Annotated in this window: 21 protein-coding genes; 19 read left to right on the top strand and 2 right to left on the bottom strand. The window is 36.9% G+C overall.

Features of this window, described 5'->3' with window-relative positions; genetic code table 11:
• Window positions 1-181 precede the first annotated feature (181 nt).
• The 8 genes from OK18_RS20315 (at window position 182) to OK18_RS20280 (ending at window position 6,506) form a co-directional block, all read left to right on the top strand.
• Window positions 182-1,795, top strand: coding sequence for a Na+/H+ antiporter (locus tag OK18_RS20315; RefSeq protein WP_053329198.1), 1,614 nt, complete (start codon window positions 182-184; stop codon window positions 1,793-1,795).
• 221 nt (window positions 1,796-2,016) lie between these two features.
• Window positions 2,017-2,442, top strand: coding sequence for an SRPBCC family protein (locus OK18_RS20310; RefSeq protein ID WP_053329197.1), 426 nt, complete (start codon window positions 2,017-2,019; stop codon window positions 2,440-2,442).
• 3 nt (window positions 2,443-2,445) lie between these two features.
• On the top strand, window positions 2,446-2,949 hold the full coding sequence (locus OK18_RS20305; RefSeq protein WP_050020340.1) for a GNAT family N-acetyltransferase: 504 nt from the start codon (window positions 2,446-2,448) through the stop codon (window positions 2,947-2,949).
• On the top strand, window positions 2,949-3,332 hold the full coding sequence (locus OK18_RS20300) for a VOC family protein (protein ID WP_053329196.1): 384 nt from the start codon (window positions 2,949-2,951) through the stop codon (window positions 3,330-3,332). Before OK18_RS20305 ends, OK18_RS20300 begins: the two co-directional genes overlap by 1 nt.
• Before the next feature lie 35 nt (window positions 3,333-3,367).
• Window positions 3,368-4,390, top strand: coding sequence for a glutaminyl-peptide cyclotransferase (locus OK18_RS20295; protein WP_053329195.1), 1,023 nt, complete (start codon window positions 3,368-3,370; stop codon window positions 4,388-4,390).
• 81 nt (window positions 4,391-4,471) lie between these two features.
• Window positions 4,472-5,437, top strand: coding sequence for a hypothetical protein (locus tag OK18_RS20290; RefSeq protein ID WP_167336377.1), 966 nt, complete (start codon window positions 4,472-4,474; stop codon window positions 5,435-5,437).
• A 23-nt stretch (window positions 5,438-5,460) separates the two neighbouring features.
• Window positions 5,461-6,075, top strand: a complete 615-nt coding sequence (locus OK18_RS20285; protein WP_050020343.1) for a deoxynucleoside kinase — start codon at window positions 5,461-5,463, stop codon at window positions 6,073-6,075.
• A gap of 80 nt (window positions 6,076-6,155) precedes the next feature.
• Complete coding sequence (locus OK18_RS20280; protein WP_053329193.1) at window positions 6,156-6,506, top strand: ArsC/Spx/MgsR family protein; 351 nt, start codon at window positions 6,156-6,158, stop codon at window positions 6,504-6,506.
• 202 nt (window positions 6,507-6,708) lie between these two features.
• On the opposite strand, the gene OK18_RS20275 is transcribed toward OK18_RS20280, so the two are convergent.
• Window positions 6,709-7,014, bottom strand: coding sequence for a DUF493 family protein (locus OK18_RS20275; protein WP_050020344.1), 306 nt, complete (start codon window positions 7,012-7,014; stop codon window positions 6,709-6,711).
• 42 nt (window positions 7,015-7,056) lie between these two features.
• Complete coding sequence (locus OK18_RS20270) at window positions 7,057-7,728, bottom strand: DUF4197 family protein (RefSeq protein WP_050020345.1); 672 nt, start codon at window positions 7,726-7,728, stop codon at window positions 7,057-7,059.
• Between the two features lie 347 nt (window positions 7,729-8,075).
• Here OK18_RS20270 and OK18_RS20265 point away from each other — a divergent pair, with 347 nt between their 5' ends.
• The 11 genes from OK18_RS20265 (at window position 8,076) to OK18_RS20215 (ending at window position 26,033) form a co-directional block, all read left to right on the top strand.
• Complete coding sequence (locus OK18_RS20265; protein ID WP_053329192.1) at window positions 8,076-10,913, top strand: SusC/RagA family TonB-linked outer membrane protein; 2,838 nt, start codon at window positions 8,076-8,078, stop codon at window positions 10,911-10,913.
• Between the two features lie 3 nt (window positions 10,914-10,916).
• Window positions 10,917-12,383 (top strand): RagB/SusD family nutrient uptake outer membrane protein, encoded by a 1,467-nt coding sequence (locus OK18_RS20260; RefSeq protein WP_050020346.1) that lies wholly within the window; start codon window positions 10,917-10,919, stop codon window positions 12,381-12,383.
• Window positions 12,384-12,458: 75 nt separating this feature from the next.
• Window positions 12,459-13,847, top strand: coding sequence for a glucoamylase family protein (locus OK18_RS20255; protein ID WP_053329191.1), 1,389 nt, complete (start codon window positions 12,459-12,461; stop codon window positions 13,845-13,847).
• Window positions 13,848-14,103: 256 nt separating this feature from the next.
• A complete protein-coding gene (locus OK18_RS20250; RefSeq protein WP_050020348.1) occupies window positions 14,104-14,802 on the top strand; it encodes a carboxylesterase family protein in 699 nt (232 codons plus the stop codon).
• 181 nt (window positions 14,803-14,983) lie between these two features.
• The gene (gene bglX, locus OK18_RS20245; protein ID WP_053329190.1) at window positions 14,984-17,311 is read left to right on the top strand and encodes a beta-glucosidase BglX; all 2,328 of its coding nucleotides are present in this window, start codon (window positions 14,984-14,986) and stop codon (window positions 17,309-17,311) included.
• A 91-nt stretch (window positions 17,312-17,402) separates the two neighbouring features.
• Window positions 17,403-17,792: a hypothetical protein gene (locus OK18_RS20240; protein WP_050020350.1), complete on the top strand. Its 390-nt coding sequence runs from the start codon at window positions 17,403-17,405 to the stop codon at window positions 17,790-17,792.
• A 118-nt stretch (window positions 17,793-17,910) separates the two neighbouring features.
• Window positions 17,911-18,324 (top strand): hypothetical protein, encoded by a 414-nt coding sequence (locus OK18_RS20235; protein ID WP_053329189.1) that lies wholly within the window; start codon window positions 17,911-17,913, stop codon window positions 18,322-18,324.
• Window positions 18,325-18,645: 321 nt separating this feature from the next.
• On the top strand, window positions 18,646-20,073 hold the full coding sequence (purB, locus tag OK18_RS20230; RefSeq protein WP_053329188.1) for an adenylosuccinate lyase: 1,428 nt from the start codon (window positions 18,646-18,648) through the stop codon (window positions 20,071-20,073).
• Between the two features lie 44 nt (window positions 20,074-20,117).
• On the top strand, window positions 20,118-21,098 hold the full coding sequence (locus OK18_RS20225) for a WG repeat-containing protein (RefSeq protein ID WP_228377661.1): 981 nt from the start codon (window positions 20,118-20,120) through the stop codon (window positions 21,096-21,098).
• Between the two features lie 185 nt (window positions 21,099-21,283).
• Complete coding sequence (locus OK18_RS20220; RefSeq protein ID WP_053329186.1) at window positions 21,284-22,324, top strand: PDDEXK nuclease domain-containing protein; 1,041 nt, start codon at window positions 21,284-21,286, stop codon at window positions 22,322-22,324.
• A gap of 13 nt (window positions 22,325-22,337) precedes the next feature.
• Window positions 22,338-26,033: a phosphoribosylformylglycinamidine synthase gene (locus OK18_RS20215; protein WP_053329185.1), complete on the top strand. Its 3,696-nt coding sequence runs from the start codon at window positions 22,338-22,340 to the stop codon at window positions 26,031-26,033.
• Window positions 26,034-26,068 lie beyond the last annotated feature (35 nt).

The following is a 26,068-nucleotide window of genomic DNA, read 5'->3' as shown; positions in this document are numbered from 1 at the left end:
AAAAATAATGAAGTCAGAATTTAAATCTGCGCTATCTGCAAAATCTGTATAAGATAAAAAAGAAACCTTATAGGTTTTTAAAACCTATAAGGTTTAGATAACCAGCTAGTAAATCAGCACGCTTTTCCTCGTATTTTCTGTCTTAATAATAAAAAATGATACTTAAAAAAACTAAAACGAAATGATTCACAGTTATGTTATAATATCCATTGTAGTCTTACTGTCTGTAATGATATTAGTAATGATCGGGCAAAAGCTCAGAGTGGCCTATCCGATTTTTCTTGTGATTGCAGGATTACTGATAAGCCTTGTTCCGGGAATGCCGCGGGTTGAAATAGAACCGGATCTGGTTTTTCTTATATTTTTGCCACCTATTTTATTTGAAGCTGCCTGGTTTACCTCATGGCAGGATTTTCATAAATGGAAAAAACAGATTTTTTCCATGGCTTTTGGTTTGGTGTTTTTAACATCTGTGGTAGTGGCTTACCTTTCATCCTCTATCATCCCCGGGCTTACAGTAGCTATGGGATTTTTGTTGGGAGGCGTCAATTCACCACCGGATGCTGTGGCAGCCACTTCCGTACTGAAACATATGAAAATTCCCAAAAAGATCACCAGTATTCTGGAAGGAGAAAGCCTGATCAACGATGCATCCAGTTTAATTGTATTCAAGTTTGCATTGGCAGCCGTTATTTCCGGTCAGTTTATATGGAGGGATGCTATTCAGGATTTCTTTACCATGGCGATTGGAGGAATTGCGGTAGGAGTAGCGGTAGGCTTTTTGTTTGGAGCATTATTAAAGATTATTCCTTCCAATTCCAATATAGATACGGTCATTACCCTTATCGTTCCTTACATTATGTATGTGGGGGCTGAGCATTTCCATTTTTCGGGAGTACTGGCTGTAGTGGCCGGAGGATTGCTGATGTCATACAATTCTCACTGTTATCTGAGCCATACCTCAAGAATTCAGTCTGGGAATGTATGGAGTGTACTGATCTTTTTAATGAATACTATTATTTTTATTTTAATTGGCCTTGAACTGCCTGTTGTGGTAGAAGCCATGAAAGACTATACCATTTCAGAAGGGATTTTCTATAGTATTGTGATCGGAGGTGCTATTATCGGAACAAGAATATTGTACAGTTATGCATTGATGTATTTTCCGCGGCTCTGTTCCAAAGAATTAAGGCTTAAAGCTCCAAAACCGGATTGGAGGGAACCTTTTATCATCAGTTTCGCTGCCATGAGAGGAGTAGTTTCTTTAGCTGCAGCATTGTCTATTCCTGCATTTTTACCGAACGGCGAAGCTTTTCCACACCGGAACATTATTCTGTTTGTAACTTTCGTTATTATACTGATTACTTTAGTAGGGCAAGGGTTGTTATTGGCTCCGATCCTGAAATTACTAAAAATACAGGATGCCGGAAGTGAATTACCTGAAGAAAAACAGGAAGTTATCCTTATGCGTAAGCTGAAAGAAACGGCACTTCACAAACTGAAAAATGATTTTTCAGAACTTGCAGAAACCAACAGCCTGGTACGCCATCAAAGGCATAAACTGGAAAATGAAATGATGCTGATGGCAGATAAAGCCCAATGTATGGCTTCCACAGGCGACTATGTAACTGCCATCAATGAAAATAAAGATGTGCTGAGGCAAATCATCCAGGCGCAGAGGAACGAACTGCATAAAATGAAAAAAGAAAAGATTTTTGATGATCATGTAATGAGAGCCATAGAAATGCAGCTGGATTTTGATGAAGCAAAAATTACCGGATTCTCACATGGATAACAGAAGATTTTTACGATAAAGTAAAATAAACTGCAAAAGTCATAAAAAGGATTTAAGCCAAGTCTAAAATTAAGGTTAACTTGCATAAGATTCACAAAGTAAATAAAAACTTAAGTGCTTTTCAATAGTAAATATTAACTTTAAAATACCTTAAGTATTAAGTTTCTTTTGTGACTTTTGTGGTTAAAAATAATTGAGTAGTTCATTCAAACTTTAATAATATGAATACGCCAATCATCATTCAATACAAGATAAATGCTCCTATCGATAAGGTTTGGAAAGCATTGACTGATAAAAATGAAATGAAATCCTGGTATTTTGATATTCAGGATTTTGAACCTGAAGTAGGAAAAGTATTTAATTTCTATGAACCCGGGGGTGAAAATAAATACCATCATCAATGCCAGATTTTGGAAATTATTCCCGCCCGGTTATTGAAGCATTCCTGGTCTTATCCTGATTTTTCTCCATTGAAGACCATTGTGACCTGGGAATTATTCCCGGAAGACCATAGTGTGCAAGTAAAATTAACCCATGAAGGAATTGAAAATTTTAAAGATCTTGGAGAAAATTTTTCAAGAGAAAGTTTCACCGGAGGCTGGAATAGTATTATAGGGGATAGCCTGAAAACATATTTAGAAAAATAAAAGATGATAGAATTACAGCTTTTTACCATTGACGATTCTTCCGAATTGATTTCAAAAATAAAAAATGAAAGAATGCTGTTGCAGTTTGCAGGACCTGCATATCATTTTCCTCTGACTGAAAAGCAATTGGAAGAAGATCTCGCTAATGAAAACAGGACACTGTTTAAAATTGTTGATGGAACAGGCGGAAACACCATTGGACATGCCCAGATATTTCTTAAAGAAGAGACCTTTTTGCTTGGACGCATATTGATTTGGGACGAAAATAACAGGGGGAAAGGCTATGGAAAAAAAGTGATGCAGCAACTGCTAAGGTATGGATTTGGTCATTTTGATAAAGAAACGGCAGAGTTAAATGTTTATGATTGGAATACCGGAGCTATTGAATGTTACAAAAAAGTGGGCTTTACCATTGACCCTGCAGTCAGAAATGAAGCACAGATTGATCAGGAAACATGGATTTCTTTAAACATGAAAATCCACAGGAAAACTTTTGAATTGCAGTAATGATAAAATATACCGGGCTTCGACCTGTTCTCTGGACGGAAAATATTGATGAGACTATCGCATTCTATATCCATATTCTGGGCTTTAATTTAATGGGTAGAAATGATGACTGGCAATGGGCTTCACTCCGGAAGGATGACGTTTATATTATGCTTTCTCAGCCCAACGAAAATGAAAAAGTTGATAAAATAGGTTTTACAGGATCATTGTATTTCAATGTAAATGAGGTGGATGAGCTATGGGAAGATCTTAAAACAAAAGCTAAAATCTGCTATGAAATAGAAACTTTTGAATGGGGAATGAGGGAATTTGCCATCTATGATAATAATGGCTATATACTACAATTTGGTGAAACTGTGGATAATATTGGCAGTACGGAATAAAATTTGCTATTTTTGGGGAAATATTTAGAAAATCAATGAAAAGAAATATAATAGCGGGTTTCGCAGCGATTTTATTACTGGCTTCTTGTAATAAGGATAAAGAGATTCTTGATACATTGAGCACCTATAATAATTCAATGGAAGCAAAGGGATATCACTTCGGAGATAAGCTTACACTTCCTAAAGAAGTGACAGATAATGCAGAAAGCGTAACCATCAGTTTCGGGGATAAAGAAACTAAAGATTTAACGATTGACCCTAAATTTTTCACATTAGGGGATAATGCCGTAACTTTTAATATCAAAACAAAAGGAGGCGAAGTATTGAATCAGGATGCAACGATCAATGTGTTTGCAAAGAATCCTGAAAAGAATATTTCATACCAGATTATTGCAGAATATCCGCATGATCCTAAAAACTTTGTCCAGGGGTTCCAGATCGAAGGAAACACGATTTATGAGAGTGACGGTCAGAACGGTTCTTCACAGATTTTAAAATATACACTTGGGACAACAACCCCGCTTGCTTCTACTAAACAGGCACCAGAGGACTTTTCTGAAGGAAGCACCATTGTAGGGGATAAAGTGTATCAGCTGACATGGCAGAGTAAGAAAGGATATATCTATGATAAAAACTCATTGAAGTTGATTACCGAATTTGCATACCCTAATGTATTGGGTGAAGGCTGGGGATTGACGTACGACGGTAAAAACCTGATTGCATCGGATGGAAGTAAACTGCTGTATTTCCTTGATCCGAATGATCCGTCAAAACTGATTAAATACATTGCTGTAGCGGGAAGCACTCAGGCTTATGATCAGCTGAACGAACTGGAATATCACAACGGGTTTATCTATGCCAATGTATGGCAAAAACCTATTATCTTGAAAATTAATCCTGCAACCGGTGAAGTAGTGGGAACATTCGACTTTACTGATATTGCAAAGCAAAATACCAAAGGGAGCGATGATGTATTGAATGGAATTGCTTTTAAAGGAGACAATATGCTGGTGACGGGCAAAAACTGGCCGAAAATCTATGAAGTTACCATTAAATAGGAAAGAAGATTTCTATTTGAATAAAATAAAGTATGTAAATTGGTAGCGTTCCTCAGGAGCGCTATCTTAGTAAAAAGAATTTTGAGAATATTCTATTTGATACTGATGTTTGTTTTCTGTTCTTCTGCAGCACAGAAAGCTTTTCCTTTAGACACTTTGAAGCTGAAGGAGGCAAAAGATATGCTCGCTGATGATTACGGCAGCCTGTATATCTATAGAAACAAAGACTTCAGTTTTACCAAATATGATTCCTTAGGCAAACAGATCGGAAAAATGATGCTTACGGTTCCCTACAAAGTACAAAGCGTACAAAATCCGCTGAATGTCTTTTTATTTTCTGAAAATGCCCAGGAGATGAAATTTGTAGATCAGAACCTGAACGAAATCCAGCGTATTGACTTTAAACAAAAATTCGGGTTCATCAGAATGGCTTATGCTGAAGACCTGCAACAGCTTTGGCTATTGGATGACAGCACAAAAAGATTGATACAGTATAATTTCAGAAATGATACCACCATCAATTCATACCCTTTTGATATCAGCTTTGATGACCTGACGGATCTTTTGGTCTACGAAAATAAAGTGTATATCCTGACAGGGAAGCAGATCAGAATTTACAATCTGAAATTTGAAAAGCTTTTTGAAGCACCGCTGGATAATGGAAAGCGTTTTAGAAGGGAAAATGATGCAATTCTGGTCATTGCCAATAATTCCATTTGGAAATATGTTCCTGAAAAAGGTATGGTGATTATTTTTGAAGATCAGGATGCACAAATTGTGGATAAAAACATCCTTTCTTATTTTGAAATCAATGGGAACAAGCTCTATCTTTACAGCCTTGAAAAAGGAAAGATACATAAGCCGCAAAATGAGCATGCATCCCAGGAAGAAATTCTACAACAATCTACTGAAAAACCGGTAGAAAAAGCAGAAGGGAAGTCAGATGCAGGAGATGCAGAAGGAAAACCTTCAGACCATACTTTGGAAAAGTTGATTGAAGATATTTCTGAAGCTCAGGAGGCAGACATAGGAAAGCTTATCAATTAATCAGTAAATACAAGGAAAAAAATATGCATATTGCAGTTACAGGAAATATTGGAGCAGGAAAAACAACTTTGACGACAATGCTCTCCAAGCATTACGGATGGGATGCACAATTTGAAGATGTAGATCATAATCCTTATCTGGAGGATTTTTATTCAGATATGAGCAAATGGAGTTTTGCATTGCAGGTATATTTTCTGGGAAGCAGGTTCCGCCAGGTAAAGGAAATCAGAGAAAGTGGTAAAAATATTATTCAGGATCGTACCATTTATGAAGATGCACACATTTTTGCAGAAAACTTAAATGACATGAATCTCCTTTCGGACAGGGATTTCAATAACTATTCATCTGTTTTTGATTTGATGAAGTCTTTTGTTTCCGCTCCGGACCTGTTGATTTACCTGAAATCGGATGTTCCGAATCTGGTAAAAAAAATCTATAAAAGAGGACGGGAATATGAGACATCTATCAGTATTGAGTATCTTTCGAAGCTGAACCAGAAATATGAAAAATGGATTTCCAATTACACAGAAGGCAAGCTGTTGATTATCGAAGTGGATGACCTAGACTTTGTAGAAAAACCGGAAGACTTCGGATTTATCCTGGAGAAGATTGAAGCGGAACTTCATGGGTTATTTTAACAAATATTTATCAAAGAATTAAGAGTTTCCCGGTTAAATTCTTGGTAAATTTATTAAGAGTAATTTTTTTAATAATTAAAATGTTAGTTAAAGTTTTACATAACGGAAACTGTTCGAAATCAAATGCCGTATTAGAGTATCTTGATGAAAACGGGGTGCCATTTGAGATTATCAATATCATTGAAGATCCTTTGAGTGTTTTGGAGATTAAAACTGTATTGAAGAAGCTGAATCAAAGTGTTTTTCATATTATTCGTAAAACGGATAAACTGTATATTGAAAACTATGCCGATAAAAATCTTTCCGAAGAAGAGTGGATCAAGGTTCTGGCTGAAAACCCTTCTTTAATCCAAAGACCTATTCTGGTGAAAGGTTCTGTAGCCATGTTGGGAAGACCTATTGAAAACGTAAAATTCTTTATCGAGAAATAAAGAATATATGAATAGCAAAAAATTGGCTGCCTCAAACATTGAGGCAGCCAATTTTTATTGAAAGGTAATCCTATTTTAAAATAATACGAGTTTGGGCTAAAGCCAGTGGAAAATTTTATTCATTAAATGGGCTAAAGCCCATTTTTGGATGATCAGGTTCTGTCTGATAAAAAAAAGACTGTCTAGTCTGACAGTCTTAATTTTACAATAGAATAACGCCTTCTATTTTGGCTACTTCTTTATAAATATTGACGACCTGATCGGCATCCAGAACAAATGCATTGATATTGCAGGCGGTGTATTTCCCATTTTTGCTTTCACGGTTTCCCAATGTAAATTTGATCCCATCAAAAACCCTGTATATTTCAGTAAGTTTTGCCTGGTCTGTAGGAATAATAAATTTAAATAAATAATCTTCCGGAAAATCGTGATGACCTTCCAGTTTTTCCCTTAAAGATTTGTAGAAATCTTCAGGACTTGCGTGTTGATTTCCTTGTAATATATCCATCTGCAATTATTAATATAGTATATAAATATAACGAAATTTTTCCTATTTTCCAAATGGTCCCAGAAGGGATTTGGAGTTCTGGTGTTCATAATCTTCGATAATGTTAAAGAGTCCGTTCACCAGTTGTTCAGAAGCAAGCTGGCTGAGTCCTCCTGCATTCACTGTATTTTTGTTTCCTCCCAGAAGATTGCCCAGGAAATTACTTCCGGATAATGCTGTATTGATGGTTTTGACGATACCATATTCATTCAGTTTTTCATCTACTTTAGGAGCAATAGCAGCAATAAGCTGCTGTGATGTTTTTTCTTTCAGGATCTGGGTGGCTGTGGTCCCCTGAATTATTCGTGTTACATCTTGTGCATTTAAGCTGTTTACCGCACCTTGTAAAATCGGTCTGGAAGTATTCACGGTATAGGCTGCTGCCTGAGCAATATAATCCCTTTCTTTAGCAACGAGTGACGGAGCTATTTTTTCCAGTACGGAATTGATGTCCCTAAGTTCTTTCGGAAGTGCCTTATCTACCATATTATTCTGTAGAAAAGCTTCTTTGTTTCCGTAGATTCCCATTCCTTTATCAATGCCGTTAAGCAGGATTCTTTTAATGATCGAAAGCCCCATGTCGGAAGTGGCTAAAGTGGTACAAGATTGTACTGTTGTCGTAATAGCAGTACCGGTTCCTATGATAAGGGCTGCTGCAATGATATATTTTTTCATTGATCTTTTTCTTGGTTTTTTCAAAAACTGCACCAAAGGTAAATACTATTCTCATATTAACAAAATATTAAATTTTGATACGGTATTTGGTGAATTATTTTCTGAAAACATAGATTTTATCATTAAGGAAATGATTGTTATTTGAACAGTATTTTGCTGTTAAAGTTTATGAATTTTATTTTTTAATAGTTTTTATATAAAATATTACATTGTTTTTTAAATTTTTAAGATGTTTTAACATTGTTCAATATTTTTTATATTTTTGGTTAATGTCTTCTTTTGAGAAATTAATTATTTCCACTGAAGCCTTTTACCGAAATTGATTGTACGAATAAAATTGAAACTATATGAAACAAAGTAATTTAAAGTATTCATGTCTCATCGCTGTTTTATACTTTGGGATGAACGTGGATGCGCAGGTTACAAATGACTCTGCTAAGGTCCAGAAAATTGATGAAGTAGTCATGATTGGATATGGTAGCCGTAAGAAAGTAGATAACACCACATCTATCAGCTCTATCAGCGCAGAAGAAGTAACCAAAACCAAAGTATTGAATGCCTCACAGGCTATTCAGGGGAAAGCAGCAGGGGTACAGGTAATAGCATCAGATGCACCTGGTTCTACACCAAGTGTCATGATCAGAGGTCTGGGTACCGTGTTAGGAGGAAGAACTCCATTATACGTAGTAGATGGAATGTTTACTGATAACATTAATAACATCAATTCAAATGATATCCTTACCTATGACGTATTGAAAGATGCAGCAGCATTAGCAATCTATGGGAACAGAGCTGCGAACGGGGTTATTATTATTACTACAAAGTCAGGCCGGGGAAAATTAAGTGTTACTTATGATGGCCTGGTAGGTTTCAGAAGCCCGCTGAAAACAATCAGGATGGCCAATGCCTCAGAATTTGCAAATTATAATAATGCGGGTAAAACAAGCACCCATTTAAATCCAAATCAGCCCTATAATACGGATTGGTTTAAAGAAATTACCAGGACAGGAATTTATAATCAACATAATATCTCTATTTCTGGATCTTCTGAAGCTGCAAAATATTTCTTAAGCTTAGGAAATTACGATGAGCAATCTATTCTTAAAGGAACTAACTATAACAGGACTACAGTAAGAACAAATAACGAGTTCAGAATATCCAAAGGAATCAGATTATCTCAGACTTTAAGTGCTACTTTTACTAACGATACCCCTAAATCATTTGGTGTCTTTACCAATGCATATAAACAATCACCGTTAGTTCCTGTGTATTATCCAAATGGCAAATATGGCCAGCCAATTTACGATTCCAATGGTAATATCAGTTATACAGGAGGCCGTTTTAATAATGTAGGAAATCCGGTAATGCAGCTTGCCTATGATAATCAAAAAGGAAAGAACTTTTTATTGCAGGGAGGGTTAAAATTAGATATAGATATTTATAAGGATTTAAAATTTACTTCTCAGTTTAGTGGAGAGTATAATACTTATAAATACTATAATTTTGTAAACTCTAAAGCATTCTGGCTGGATAGTGACCCGACAAGAGTAGATAGTGGTTATGACTCTTCTCTGCCACTAACAAGATTGACTAATAAGAATCAGAATTACTACAATTGGCTACTAAATAACTATTTAACTTACACAAAAAAAATAGGAAATCACGATATCGAAATTGTAGCCGGCACAGAAACTTCAGTAGCCAATGGTCTTGAAACCTTAGTGATTAACAGAAAAAATGTACCTGTTTCACAGGATTACTGGAATCTGGATGGTGTTGACTATTATGGTAATTTATTTAGTGATAATACAACAAAAGCGATTGAATCTATAAAAGGAAACCGAAATACAACTGTTTCTTATTTCGGAAGACTTCAATATAAATTTATGAACCGCTATTTATTAAGCGGAACTATCAGAAGAGATGGGTCATCCCAGTTTGCTGAAGGTCACAGATGGGGGACATTCCCATCTTTTGGTGCCGGCTGGATTATCTCTGAAGAAAGCTTTATGCAGGATGGATTCTTTAATCTTTTAAAATTGAGAGGAGGTTGGGGTAAATTAGGTAACCAGAAGGTCCCGTTAAATTATTTGCCACTCTCATCAGGGGCAACCTATAACTATGGATTCGGGACATCACCTGTAAGCAACGGGGTTACCATTAATCAGGGATACGACCCGAATTTAGGATGGGAAGTTACAGAAGAAACCTCTTTGGGGTTAGATTTTGGAATATTGGATAAACGATTAACCGGTAGCTTTGATGTTTATAACAGAAAGACCAATAACCTTATTTTAGGAGTTGTTCCTTATTTGGCAACAGGGATTTCGGATGTGAATTATTCACACATGGGAAGTGTTGTGAACAAAGGTGCTGAGGTAAGTCTAAACTGGTCAGATAAAGTAGGTGAAGACTTTACTTATTCCATTGGAGCCAATTACTCTTATAACAAAAATAAACTTGCTAGAATTGATCTTTCAAAACCTGTTTCTCAGATTGTAGGAGGAAATCTTGGTAACGGAGTGGATACCAAGATTTTCAATGCTTCAGCGGTAGGTTATGCTTTAGGAAGTTTCTATTTGTATGAAACAGACGGATATGATGAGAAGGGTGATCTGAAATTCAAAGATTTAAATGGTAACGGTATTATGGACGGAGGAGATAGACGTTTCTTTGATTCCTATATTCCAAAATCAACACTAGGAGTGAATATTTCCATGTCCTACAAGAACTGGGATTTTGCTCTTAACGGTTATGGAGCCTTTGGGTTTAAAGTGTATAATGGTAAAAAAGCACAAAGAAATGGTGGTGAAAATGTTGAAGCTTCTGTAGCGAATAATTTCTGGACACCATCAAATACTAACGCCGCAAATCCTGTGAATCCATCAAGTATTCCCGTAGCATCTAATTTCTATTTAGAAAGCGGAGATTATTTCAGAATCAATAATATTTCAGTAGGATATACCTTTAAGAATGTAACGGATTATATGAAGTCCATTAAGCTTTATGTTAGCGCAATCAATCCGATAGTATTCCAAAAGTATTCAGGATATTCTTCCGAATTATCAGGATACAATCCGGCAGATCCTACAGCAGAGGGAGATCCATACAAACGTGCCGGGATAGAGCTGGATGCTTATCCTACGTTGAGATCTTTTATATTTGGTGTTAACCTAAACTTTTAAAAAATGAATAAGAAATATATCATAGCAGCCGCATTTTTAATTTTAGGAGCTGTTAACCAGAGCTGCAGTAATGACTTTATTGATGTATCACCTACAGAGAAAATCCCTGAATCTGCTTTAGGTGAAATATATAATAATAATGAAGGAGCCAATAGTTTAGTGACAGCTATTTATGCTAAATTTTTAGATTGGAACATGAGTACTTTTGCGTGGATTGGGGTGACATCTATAGTTTCAGACGATGCTGATAAAGGTTCCAGTCCAAGTGATTCCGGTTCTGATAAAGACATCTTGGATGCTCTGAATTTTAATCCGGCCACCCCATCATTTAAAGAATTATTTGCTTCTAATTATCAGGGGATTAACAGATGTAATCAAGCTTTAAAATATCTGCCCCTACTGGATAAGGCAGATGCACAATTACGGCAGAGATTAACCGGAGAAGCTAAATTTTTAAGAGCATTTATGTACTTCACGTTGGTGAGATCTTTTGGAGGCGTTCCGTTAGTAGACCATGTTCCTGTAACAGGAGTTGAAGCAGATAAACAGATGACGCTTACCAGAAAAAGCAAAGAAGAAATTTATGCATTCATCGAGCAAGACCTTAAAGATGCTATAGCAGTCCTTCCCAATAAGTCAGCTTATGGTGGTAGTGATGTGGGAAGAGCATCTGTGGGAGCAGCTCATGCTTTATTGGCCAAAGTGTATTTATATCAGAAAAAATGGCAGCTAGCTGTGGATGAAGCCAATTTGGTGACTGGTTATTCACTAACGCCTGTCTTCCAGGATATTTATAAAGTCTCCGGGGAAAACAATGCTGAATCTATTTTTGAAATTAATGGTACCGGAGGAACAGCCGGCAGAGCTATCCAGCAATATAGCCAAGTACAGGGTGCCAGAGGTACTACTGGATGGGGATGGGGATTTGCTACACCTACTCAAGGACTATACGATGCTTATTCCGCAACAGATACAAGAAGAGATGCTACCATTATCCACAGAGATATGACGCTATATGATGGATATTATGTAGGGCCAAATACGGAAAATAAATTCTATAACTATAAAGCCTATTCATCTAACTATAGAGACCAGGCTTCAACAGATGTAAACATCCGTTATCTAAGATATGCTGAAGTTTTATTAATCAAAGCTGAAGCAATGAATGAGCTGGGTCAGACCTCTGCAGCAATTCCTTTCCTGAACCAGGTAAGAAACAGAGCGAATATCGGAGATACTCCGGCTGTCTCTCAAGCTGAAGTGAGAGCGGATATTTGGAAGCAAAGAAGACTGGAATTAGCATTCGAGCACGATAGATGGTTCGATTTAGTAAGAACAGGGCAGGCAGAAGCTGCTATGGCAGCAGATGGTGGTAAAAAGTTCATTGTTGGGAAACATGAATTATTCCCGCTTCCTCAGGACTTTATCACGGAGGCCGGAGGACTTTCTGCACAAAACCCCGGATATTAAAATGAAAAGATAAGCTTAGAGGAGAATGTAAGTTCTCCTCTTCTTTTAGAAATCAATTGTAAAATAGTTTGAATTATGAAAAAGACCCTACTGTCAATAGCTTTAATTTCTTTATTAGCAATATCTTGTAAAAATCCCCAGGCGGCGGCACAGGGAACCGGACAAAAAACAGCAGTAAAAAGTGATATCACAGATGAGCAGCTGATGGATAAAGTGCAAAAAGATGCCTTAAAATATTTTTGGGATTATGCAGAGCCGCATTCATTGTTGGGAAGGGAACGTTATCACGAAGATAATATTTATCCCGATAAGGATAAACATGTGATTACTACCGGAGGTTCAGGATTCGGATTGGCAACAATTCTGGTCGGAGTAGAAAGAGGATTTGTACCGCGTGGGGAAGCGGTAAAAAGACTTACCCATATTATGGATTTCCTGGCGAAAGCCGACAGGCATAAAGGAGCCTGGTCTCACTGGATCAATGGAGAAACAGGGAAAACCGTTCCTTTTGGAAAAAAGGATAATGGAGGAGATCTGGTAGAAACAGCATTCCTTACCTCAGGAATACTGATGGTCCGCGAATATTTTAAAAACGGAAATGCCGAAGAAAAAGCCCTGGCAGCAAAATGTGATGAGCTGTGGAAAGGAATTCAATGGAACTGGTATACGAAAGGAGGCGAAAAAGTATTGTATTGGCACTGGTCTCCGGATTATCAGTGGGAAATGAATTTTCCTCTTGAAGGATACAATGAGTGTCTTATTACCTATATTTTAGCAGCATCTTCACCTACCTATTCCATAGATGCCGAAACGTATTACAAAGGTTGGACAAGAAACGGAACTTATCTTACCGATAAAACAAAATACGGATTACCCCTTTATGTAAAGCATAACTATGCTGAAGAATATGGAGGTCCGCTTTTCTGGGCTCAGTATTCATATATCGGGCTTGATCCTACAGGATTATCCGATAAACTTGTGAAAAACTATTTTGATATTAATAAGAATCAGACCCTTATTGATTATAAATACTGCGTTGAAAATCCAAAACAATGGAAAGGCTATGGCCCGAACTATTGGGGACTGACAGCAGGATATACAAGAAATGAAGACGGAAGTACAGGCTACACGGCTCATATGCCGGGCAATGATAACGGTGTAATCACTCCTACGGCTGCGTTGAGCAGTTTTCCGTATACTCCGGAGGAATCAATGGCTTTTTTAAGATTTATCTATACACAGAAGCCTGAGTTTATAGGAAGTGCAGGACCTTATGATGCGACTTCCATTCATTATAACAATTGGTTCACACCAAGATATCTGGCCATTGATCAAGGAACAATAGCTCCCATGATTGAAAATTATAGAACTGGCTTTTTATGGAAGTTGTTTATGAATGCTCCCGAAATCCAACAAGGATTGAAAAAACTGAGCTTTCAATCTACTAAATATGGAATAAAATAATTGATTGGAAGAGGTTCGTAAAGACTATTCCAAACAATGATAAAAAATATAACTCGCTGATTTAACCGATAATGCAGATTTTGAATCGGAGTCACACACAATAATCTGCTCGATCTGCATAATCAACGAGAGAAAAAATAACTATAAATCACGTGGATTCAGAAGAAATAGAATATTATGCTGAGCTTAAAAGGAAATCCATTGAAAATAAATAAAAACCAAATCCAAAGGCTTTAGCCAAAAACCTGATAGCATTATGAAATTAAAACATATTCCCCTTTTATTGCTTCCGTTTTCCTTGCAGCTCAATGCACAGGAAATAAAAGCCGAATTGAATAAAGAAATCAAACGTTCCGAGAAAATTTCCTACATTTTGGATTATCCTCAAAAAGCCAAAGGAAATGTACCATTGATTGTTTTTCTTCATGGATCCGGAGAGCGGGGAAATAATCTGGAAGCAGTAAAAGCCCACAGCCCGTTTACCTATAAAAACCTGATCAAAGAACCGGTGGCTATTCTGGCTCCGCAATGTCCTTCCGGTACCTGGTGGGATACGGTGACTGTTTATCATCTCATCAAGGAAATTCAGAAGAAATATAAAATTGATGCTTCCAGGATTTATCTCACGGGGCTTTCCATGGGAGGATGGGGAACTCTGAAGCTGGCTATGGAGCATCCTGAAATGTTTGCAGCAGTAGCTTCAGTTTGTGCTCCGACTGATCAGGTGATGACCGCCAATATTCAGCAATACAAAAATTTGAATATGAAAATTTTTCATGGAGGCATGGATGATATTGTGCTGCCGGAAAATGCTTTTAAATTTTACCAAAAATTGCATCCGGTAAACCCCACGGCAGAACTGATAATTTTCCCGAATGATAACCATAACTCTTGGGATTCTGCCTATTCTGATCCTGGATTATATGAGTGGATGCTTTCAAAAAGAAAAAATTAAATGTTTACCAATAAAATAAGCTTTTTATACGGAAAGCTTTGAATTGATTATATTACCGTATAGAATAAATTTCATATTTTTGAATATTGTCTTTTTTAGAGACAATAATGAGGTTTGAAATAAATTGAATTAAAAATAACGTTCTCACCTTAAAAACAGAGAACAATAAGAAGTTAGACTTATGAAAAAACTAATCGTACTTGCTACCTTGGCGTTGTCCCCGGTGTTTTCAGCACAGGAAATGGTAGATAAACCCGTACAATCTTATCAGACAGCCCAATATCAGGCAAAAAAGAAAGCCTTTGTAGATAAGCTTTTAGCTAAAATGACATTGGACGAGAAAATCGGCCAGCTTAATCTGCCGACTTCCGGAGATTTTACAACAGGCCAGGCCCAGAGTTCCGATATCGGAAAAAAAGTGGAGCAAGGATTGGTTGGAGGATTGTTCAATATAAAAGGAGCCGATAAAATCAAAGCGGTTCAGAAAGTGGCCATAGAAAAAAGCCGTTTGAAAATTCCTTTGATCTTTGGAATGGATGTCATCCATGGGTACGAAACCACTTTTCCAATTCCATTAGGACTTGCAGCTTCCTGGGATATGAACCTGGTGCAGCAGTCTGCAAGAGTTGCTGCCAGGGAAGCCGCATCTGATGGGATCAACTGGACCTTCTCCCCGATGGTAGATATTTCCCGTGAACCAAGATGGGGAAGGGTTTCCGAAGGATCCGGGGAAGATCCGTATCTGGGGAGTGAAATCGCCAGGAATATGGTATATGGCTATCAGGGAAAAGATTTATCCTTAAACAATACGATCCTGGCCTGTGTGAAACACTTTGCCTTATATGGGGCATCAGAAGCGGGAAGAGATTATAATACCGTGGATATGAGCCATGTAAGGATGTTCAATGAATACTTTCCTCCCTATAAAGCAGCGGTAGATGCAGGAGTAGCTTCCGTAATGGCTTCCTTCAATGAAGTAGACGGAGTTCCTGCTACAGCCAATAAATGGCTTCAAACCGACGTATTAAGAAAAATGTGGAATTTTAAAGGCTTCGTCGTAACCGATTATACCGGAATCAATGAAATGGTAGACCACGGATTAGGCGACATCCAGCATGTTTCGGCGCTAGCTTTAAAAGCAGGAATTGATATGGATATGGTAGGCGAAGGTTTCCTTACTACACTTAAAAAATCATTAGCCGAAGGAAAAGTGACCCAGGCTGAAATTGATACGGCTACCAGAAGAATTCTTGAAGCCAAATATGATCTGGGATTATTTGAAGATCCTTATCGTTATGGAGATGCCAGATGGGCGGCAAAAGAAGTCTATAACATGGAAAACCGTACAGTTGCAAGAAATGTGGCTGCCCAGTCTATGGTATTGCTGAAAAATGATCGTCAGGTATTGCCTTTGAAAAAATCAGGAACAGTAGCTGTAATTGGCCCATTGGTAAACAATTCCATGAATATGGGAGGAACATGGAGTGTTGCTACCAAACATGGCTCTTCAGTTTCTTTAATGCAGGGACTACAGGAAAACTATGGAAAAGAAGTCAGGTTTATTTCTGCAAAAGGAGCTAATATTGACTATGATGCCAAATTAGAAGAAATTTATGCCGCCCACGGTAAAAAAACAGACAGGGACAACCGTTCAAAAGAAGCCCTTTTAAAAGAAGCGGTGGAAGTTGCCAATAAAGCAGATGTAATTGTGCTGGCTATCGGGGAATCTGCAGAAATGAGTGGTGAGTCTTCTTCCAGGACAGAAATTACCATTCCTCAATCCCAGGTAGACTTGCTGAATGAGTTGAAAAAAACCGGGAAGCCGATTGCCATGGTTCTTTTTACAGGTCGCCCTTTAGCCCTTACCAATGTGAAAGATACTCCTGATGCTATATTGAATGCATGGTTTGCCGGGTCAGAAGCGGGAAGTGCAATTGCCGATGTTTTATTCGGGAAGGTAAATCCATCAGGAAAACTTCCGATGACTTTTCCCAGAAGCCTCGGACAGGTGCCTATTTATTATAATGCTAAGAATACAGGCCGTCCATTGGATCAGAAGCTGGTAGAAAAATGCGAATACCAGAGATTCCGTTCCAACTATATGGATGAATGTAATACACCGTTGTATTCTTTTGGATACGGATTGAGCTATACAAAATTCAATTATTCAGATATCAGCATCTCCAATGCAAATCCGAAAGGAAACCAAACTATCCAGGCATCTGTAACGATAACCAATACCGGAGATTATGATGGAGCAGAGGTTGTACAATTGTATATCAGAGATATGGTAGGAAGTATTACAAGACCGGTGAAAGAATTAAAAGGTTTCCAAAAAATATTTTTGAAAAAGGGAGAATCCAGAAAAGTAACGTTTGATGTAACCCCTGAACATCTGAAATTTTATAACGGAGACCTGAAATATGATTGGGAACCAGGTGAATTCGATATTATGATCGGAACCAATTCAGATGAGGTAAAGCATTCAAAAATCAACTGGTCAAAATAAATAAGTAAAAAAATATTCACAGCAATGTGTTTTATGTTTTTTTGGCATGATTTTTTATAGTAACCTGCGTAGCTATAATAATACAAACAACATGAAAAAAACAATTTTACTTAGCGCGATGTTCCTTGGTACTTTAGTATTTGCACAAAAAACACCTGTGTTGGGTGGTGATAAAGATGCGCACGGATGCATTGGTTCGGCAGGGTATACGTACTCTCAGATCAAAAAAGACTGTGTAAGAACATTTGAAGAAAAAATCAAATTGAAAGAAGTAGCCTCAAAAGGAGACTATATTGCTGCGGTTATTTTCAGCAAAGACATGAAAAAAGCTGAAGTTTTCGTTAAAGATGCTGAAGGTGGAAGTGTAATTCTTACCAGAGCAGGGAAAGCAAAGGCATGGAAAAAAGATGGTTATGTACTGGTTCCTTTTAAAAAAGGCGGATATCAGCTTAAAAAGGACAATGTCGTGATTTATCAATAAAATCAAATTTTCAAAAAAATGAAGTCACTCGAAAGAGTGGCTTTTTTTGTAGTCTGAAATAAATTATTTCCTTATTTTAGATATACTTTACCAGACTGAAAACATTAATAAATTAAATATGAAAAAAACAATTTTATTGAGCACATTGTTCCTGGGGTTTTTAACTTTTGCACAGCAAAATACTCCGGCTTTAGGAGGAGACAGGGATGTTCATGGTTGTAAAGGCTCTGCAGGTTATACCTATTCACAAATCAGAAATAACTGCGTGAAAGTCTTTGAGCAAAAGATTAAGCTAAAAGAAGTGAATTTGGATAAAAGCTATCACACAATGACTGCTGTTATCTTTAGCAAAGACATGAAACGGGCAGAAATTTTTATTCCGGACGGAGCTGCAAAGAGCATTATTCTTGAAAAAGAAGGAAAAGATAAAATCTGGAAAAGCGGAAGCTATATTAAAGATAGTTATGTTTTAATTCCCTACAAGAAAAAAGGATATCAGATTAAAAAGAATGATGTTATAATTTACCAGTAAAAATCATCTGAATTATCCATTTTTACCTCACATCTAATGTGTGGATATTCAACGATTTTTGTGTACCACGGCATAACAAAAATAAAACTGTTTCATTTCTGAGGCAGTTTTATTCTATTATTAATAGCAGCATACTCGATTTAATGTATAGCTCTTTTAATTTGCAGGGTTTGAAGATTGCCGATTGTATAATAATATTAAGATATAACGTTAAAATAGGACCAGGGGCAGGAAAATTTTTAGCATAAAAATCATAAAAACAGAATTTTCATCTCTCACCGAAAAACCGTATTTTTGTACATCTAAAAAGTAAAAGAACGAATGAATTCCTACAAAAATCCATTGGAAGAGCGCTATTCCAGTGAAGAAATGTTGTTTAACTTCTCACATAATAACAAATTCCGTACCTGGAGAAAGCTTTGGATCGCTTTGGCTGAAATCGAAAAAGATTTAGGCCTGGAAATTACAGACGAACAGATTGCAGAGCTTAAAGCGAATGCTGAAAACATCGATTTTGATAAAGCAGCAGAATATGAAAAAAAATTCCGTCATGATGTAATGGCTCACGTTCACACCTATGGAGATGTGGCGCCTTCAGCAAAAGGAATCATCCATTTGGGAGCTACTTCAGCTTTTGTAGGAGATAATACGGACTTAATTCAGATCCGTGACGGACTTTTAATCCTGAAGAAAAAGCTGGTAAACGTAATGAAAAACCTAGCAGATTTTGCAATTCAGTACAAAGACCTTCCGACTTTAGGATTTACTCACTTCCAGCCGGCTCAGTTAACAACAGTTGGAAAAAGGGCAACCCTTTGGTTACAGAGTATGGTTCTTGACATCGAAGAATTGGATTTCTTCCTTGAAACCCTTCGTTTCAGAGGTGTAAAAGGAACTACAGGAACTGCTGCAAGTTTCCTGGAGCTTTTTAACGGAGATTATTCCAAAGTAAAACATTTAGATAAAGAACTTTCAAAAAGATTCGGATTCGAAAAAGTATTCGGAGTTTCAGGACAGACTTACGATAGAAAAATTGATGCTAAAGTAGTGGCTTTATTAGGAAATATTGCTCAATCTGCTCATAAATTCACCAACGATTTACGTTTGCTTCAGAATCTTAAGGAAATTGAAGAACCATTCGAGAAAAACCAGATCGGTTCATCGGCAATGGCATACAAGCGTAACCCGATGAGAAGTGAAAGAATCGGTGCATTGGCAAAATATGTAATGTCTCTTACAACAAGTTCTGCCATGGTAGCTTCTACCCAATGGTTCGAAAGAACATTGGATGACTCTGCGAACAAGAGATTAACCATTCCCCAGGCATTCTTAGCGGTGGATGCTATCTTATTGATCTGGAACAATATCCTGAACGGAATCGTAGTATATCCGAACAGAATCAACAAGCATATTGAAGAAGAACTTCCTTTCATGGCAACAGAATACATCATCATGGAAGAAGTGAAGGCGGGGGGAGACCGTCAGGAAATTCACGAAGTAATCAGAGTTCATTCTATGGAAGCTTCCAAGAAAGTAAAGGAAGAAGGAAAAGAAAATGACCTTATTGAAAGAATCTTAAATGATAACTCTTTAAAATTAGACAAATCAAAATTAAAAGAAGTTTTAGATCCGAAAAACTTTATCGGGTTCGCCCCGATTCAGACGGACGAATTCATTAAGAATGAGGTACAACCGATTCTGGACCAGAATAAAGACTTAATAGGATTGGAAGCTGATCTTAAAGTATAAAATATATGCAGTCTTTTGGGCTGCATATTTTATTTAATCCAACCATGAAAAAGACGCTTCTATTCGTTGTAATGATTCCTGTACTTTCTTTTTCTCAGGGAAAAGATGTATTAAAGTATTTTATTTCCAAAGATAATTTAGTTGGAGTAAAAAATAAAAAGGGAGAAATCATTATTCCTGCACAGTTTATCAATCTTACCGGAGTGAAAAACGGTGAATTGGTTAAAAGTGTAAATAATACAATTTTTATTGACTCCTCTTTAGCTAACAAAAGTGAAGTAGAGAAAAATGCTTGGGGAGTTGTTTTTGATGAAAAGGGAAAGCTTCTTTATCAACCTTATTCTTATGATAATGGAGCGGATTATTTTTCCGAAGGTGTAAGAAGATTTGTTAAAAACGGTAAAATAGGTTTTGTAGATAGAAACGCAAAGACAGTTATAGAACCGGAACATGATTTCGTCTCACCGTTTAATTATGGCTATGCCTCTTTTTGCGATGGGTGTGACTGGGAGAAAACCAATGATGAGCACAAAGCAATTGTAGGTGGAAAATGGGGCGTGATGAATACCAGAGGGCAAACCGTTCAGCCGCTTGCAAAACAATCAGGGGAAGACATTGAGATTGATGGGAAATATTATCCATATCCGTTTTCCTACAGCGGGAAAGAAAAAAATATTCTTCAATTTTTTGAAAAACAGAATAAAAAGCTCTCAGATATTTATTACGTCAATGTTTATAACACATTTTCTGATGATGAAAAGAAACTGTTTTTTGAAATCGTAGAAAGACCTAAAGAAAATTTTCCATATTACCAGGTAAACGCGTATGATTACAGGAAAAAAGATCTGGGTACACTGTATCGTTTTAAATTCCTGGTTTCAGAAGATGGTAAAACATTTTATGCCATTGAGGATTTTAACGAAAAAAAAGTTCTTTTTGAAAACTGGCTGAAAGAAGAAATAAAAAATGCAGAAGACTTTCAGAAAGAGCATAAGGACAATCCGAATAAATTTATCAATAAATAATATAAATTGGAAATTCGGCAGTTCAAATTTGAAGAACATATGACTTATTCCTTTAAATTTGTAAAGAATAATAGTTGTAGGAAATTTTTGAAAAAAAATTTCCAATATACATGGGTTTAAAGAAAGAAACTTTAACCCAAAAAAGTAAAAAGAAAATATTAAAATCTGACATTTAATTTTTAATAATGTTACAGAATCAGGATCATCAACAATTAATTACCGATTTAAAAGAACTGGTTGATAAGACAAAAAGTCAGGTCGCTGTTCAGGTGAATTCGGCAATGGTGGTTTTGTACTGGAAAATTGGACAGAGAATAAATGAAGATGTTCTGGGGAATAAAAGGGCAGAGTATGGTAAAGAAGTAATTTTACAAATTGCTCAACATCTTACCGTAGAATTTGGAAGTTCCTTTTCTGAAAAAAATATTCGAAAAATGATGCAGTTTGCATCAGTCTTTAATAACTTTGAGATTGTCGCATCAGCGATGCGACAATTATCATGGACACATTTTTTACTTCTTATTCCCATCTCGGAAGATACTAAGAGAAACTTCTATCTCGAAGTTTGTAAAATTGAAAATTGGAGTGTCAGAACTTTAAAAGAAAAAATAAATTCTTTGCTTTTTGAACGTACTGCAATAAGTAAAAAGCCCGAAGAAATCATTAACAACGAACTTAAAAATTGGTCTGAAAATAATATTTTAAATCCTGATCTGGTTTTTAAAGATCCTTATTTCCTTGATTTTTTAGAATTGAAAGACACTTTTTCTGAAAAAGATTTAGAAGAATCTATTATTGTGGAACTTCAAAAATTTATTTCTGAATTAGGAAGCGATTTTGCATTTCTTTCAAGGCAAAAAAGAATCACGATTGATAACAGAGATTATTACATAGATTTGCTTTTCTATCATAGAAAACTGAAATCTCTGGTTGTTATCGAACTGAAATTAGGAGAATTTGAGGCTGGCCATAAAGGACAAATGGAGCTGTATCTTTCCTATCTTAACAAATATGAAAAAGTAGAAGGGGAAAACCCACCGATTGGTTTAATTCTTTGCTCCGGAAAAAATACCGAACATATAGAACTGATGAATCTCGAAGGAGATAATATAAAAATTGCAGAATATTTACTTATCTTACCTCCGGAAAGAATTTTGCTTGAAAAATTGAATCGTTCAATAGAGATAGCAAGAAATAAATTTGAATATAAATCTAATATTAAATAAAATCTGACATCTAATGTCTAATAACAAAAGAATTTTCGTAGAAAAAAGAGGAATTTTCGATGTTGAAAGTCCAAAAATTTTTGATGAAGTAAAAGCAGTTGTTCCGGCAATTCAAAGTGTGAAAGTCTACAATGTGTATGATATTTTTAACTTGAATGACGGGGAATTCGAAAAAGTAGTGAACAACACTTTCGTAGATCCTGTGACTGATATTTTACATACAGAAAACCCTGCAAAAAGCATCCACTTCGCAATGGAGTTCCTGCCTGGTCAGTACGATCAGAGAGCAGACTCTGCACAACAGTGTATCGCTTTATTAACAGAGAATGAAAAGTCAAAAGTAAGAAGTGGAAAGCTGATCGAATTTGAAGGAGTTACAGAAGCTGATTTGGTGAAAATCAAAGACCTTTTGATCAATAAAGTGGAATCTCAGGAAAAAGACCTGTCTGTACTGGATATTCCTGCTGATGAAACCCCTTCAAAAGTAATCATCCACGAAAATTTCATCAATTTCAACGATGCTGAACTTGAAAATTTCTATAACAATCACGGTTTTGCATTAGGATTAGATGACCTGAAATTCATCCAGGAATATTTTAAAACTGAAGAAAGAAACCCTACAGAAACTGAACTGAAAGTATTAGATACTTACTGGAGCGATCACTGTCGTCACACGACTTTCGAAACAGAATTGTCAGACATTCAGTTTGAAGGAAAATTCAAACATACATTGGAAACTATTTTCAATGACTATATCGAAAAAAGAAAATTCTTAGGCCGTGAGCTGAAGCCAATCTCTTTAATGGACCTGGCAACAGTATGTGGTAAATATTTCCATAAAACAGGCAATCTGGATAACCTTGTGATTTCTGATGAGATCAACGCTTGTACCATCCAGATTGAAGCAGAATACGACGGTAAAAAAGAACCTTGGTATTTATTATTCAAAAACGAAACACACAATCACCCAACGGAAATTGAACCCTTTGGCGGAGCATCAACGTGTTTAGGAGGTGCGATCAGGGATCCATTGTCCGGAAGATCTTTTGTATTCCAGGCCATGAGATTAACAGGGGCTGCAGATGTTTTAGAATCAGTAGATAAAACATTACCAGGGAAGTTACCTCAAAAAACAATCACGAAACAAGCTGCGAACGGATATTCATCTTACGGGAACCAGATTGGTCTTGCAACCACGATGGTTTCTGAAATTTATGATGAAGGATATAAAGCCAAAAGAATGGAAGTTGGTTTCGTTACCGGAGCTGTTCCTGTAGATTGGGTAAGACGTGAAAAACCTGCAAACGGTGATTCAATTATCATTTTAGGAGGTGCAACAGGCCGTGACGGAGTTGGAGGAGCAAGCGGAAGTTCAAAAGAACAGGACGAGACTTCTATCCATACCATGAGCTCAGAAGTTCAGAAAGGAAATGCCGTAGAAGAACGTAAAATCCAGAGACTGTTCAGAAACCCTGAACTGACAAGACTTATCAAAAAGTCAAACGATTTTGGTGCTGGAGGAGTTTCCGTAGCGATTGGTGAAATTGCAGACTCTTTAGAAGTAAATCTTGATGTATTACCATTAAAATATGAAGGATTAAACGGAACAGAACTGGCTATTTCCGAATCTCAGGAAAGAATGGCCGTTGTAGTAGATCCGAAAGACAAAGAAAAGTTTATCAAATTCTGTGAAGCTGAAAACATTGTAGCCGTAGAAGTAGCAAAAGTGACAGACTCAGGAAGAATGCAGATGTTCTGGAAAGGAGACAAAATTGTTGACCTTTCAAGAGCATTCCTTGATACCAACGGATGTTCAAAATCCCAGGAAGTAAAAATCAATCATCTTGAAGAAGTAAAAGCAGAAACTAAGGCATTCAACGAAGAAAACTTCCTGAATACTTTAAAAGATAAAAACGTAGCTTCCCAAAAAGGACTATTGGAAATGTTTGACTCTTCCGTAGGAGGAACAACTGTTGCGATGCCTTTAGGAGGAAAATATCAGCAAACCCTGATGGAAGGAAGTGTGCAGACACTTCCGGTCTTAGGCGCAAAAGATATCAAAACGGTTTCCCTTGCAAGCTGGGGATTCGATGCTGAAATCTCAAAACAAAACTCATTATTGGGAGCATCTTACGCAGTAGTAGAAAGTGTGGCGAAGATTGTTGCCATGGGAGGTGATTATAAAAACATCAGATTAAGCTTCCAGGAATATTTTGAAAAACTTGGTCAGGCTCCTGAAAAATGGGGTAAACCTTTAGCTTCCCTCCTGGGTGCTTATGATGCACAGATCAACCTTGGATTAGCGGCAATCGGAGGTAAAGATTCCATGAGTGGTACTTATCAGGATCTGAATGTACCGCCAACGTTGATTTCTTTTGCATGTGCCAACGGTGAGAAACAAAATATCATTTCTCCTGAATTTAAAGCTGCAGGAAACAAAGTATATTTCTTCAACCATATCGCTCAGGAAAACGGTCTTCCGAACTATGATGCTTTAAAAGATATTTATGAATTCATCTTTGAAAACATCAAATCAGGAAAAATCGTTTCTGTAAAAACAGTAAAAGACGGTGGAGTAGCTGTAGCACTGGCAAAAATGAGTTTCGGAAACAGATTGGGAGCTGAAATCAATGCTGATGAAAATGTATTGCTATCTAAAAATATCGGTAGCCTGATCATCGAAGCTACGGAAGAACTAAGTAATGTATCTCTTCAATTAATAGGGGAAGTAAAAGATTCAGGGATCTTAAAGATCAATGGTCTTGAGTCTAGCATCTTGAATCTAGTGTCTGCTTATACAAGTACATTCGAAAACCTTTTCCCAACAGTAGAAAAAGAAAAGATAACAGTGGAAATTGATGAAAAATCAAACTCCATCAATCCAAGAAATATCATCATCAAAAAACACGGAATTGCACAGCCTAAAGTATTTGCTCCGGTATTCCCGGGAACCAACTGCGAGTACGACACTTTAAATGCATTCCAGAAAGAAGGCGCTGTAGTAAGCAGCTTACCTTTAATCAATATCAGTCACCAATTGCTGGATGAAAGCATTGATGCATGGGTAGAAGAGATCAGAACTTCACAGATTCTTGCCTTCTCAGGAGGTTTCTCAGCAGGTGATGAGCCGGATGGTTCTGCGAAATTCATTGTCAACGTTTTAAAGAACGACAAAATGAGAAATGCAGTTCATGAACTATTAGACAGAGACGGTATGATCATCGGGATCTGTAACGGTTTCCAGGCTTTGGTTAAATCAGGATTATTGCCTTACGGAAGAATCAAGGATCTGGATGAAAATTCTCCGACCCTGGCTCACAACGCTATCAGAAGACATATTTCTCAGATGGTAACGGTAAAGGTAGTGAATGACGAAAGCCCATGGTTAAAGGGAATGAAAGATCAGATTTTCACCATTCCGATTTCTCACGGAGAAGGACGTTTCATGGCTTCGGAAGAAGAAATCAAAAAGTTATATGAAAACGGGCAGATCGCAACGCAGTACATCGATTTTGATGGAAATATTGCTCACGGAATGCCGTTCAACCCGAACAATTCATTATTCGGAATTGAAGGAGTTACCAGCCCATGCGGAAAGATCTACGGAAGAATGGGACACCCGGAACGATTTACGGAAGGTCTTATGAGAAACATACCAACCGCGAATTATCACAACATATTCAAAAACGGTGTTGAATACTTCAAATAACAATACAAGAAAAATGATCGTCATTCATGGCGGTC

It is taken from the genome of Chryseobacterium gallinarum (genome assembly GCF_001021975.1).
Lineage (GTDB): Bacteria > Bacteroidota > Bacteroidia > Flavobacteriales > Weeksellaceae > Chryseobacterium > Chryseobacterium gallinarum.
This window is presented reverse-complemented; position numbering and strand designations above follow the sequence as displayed.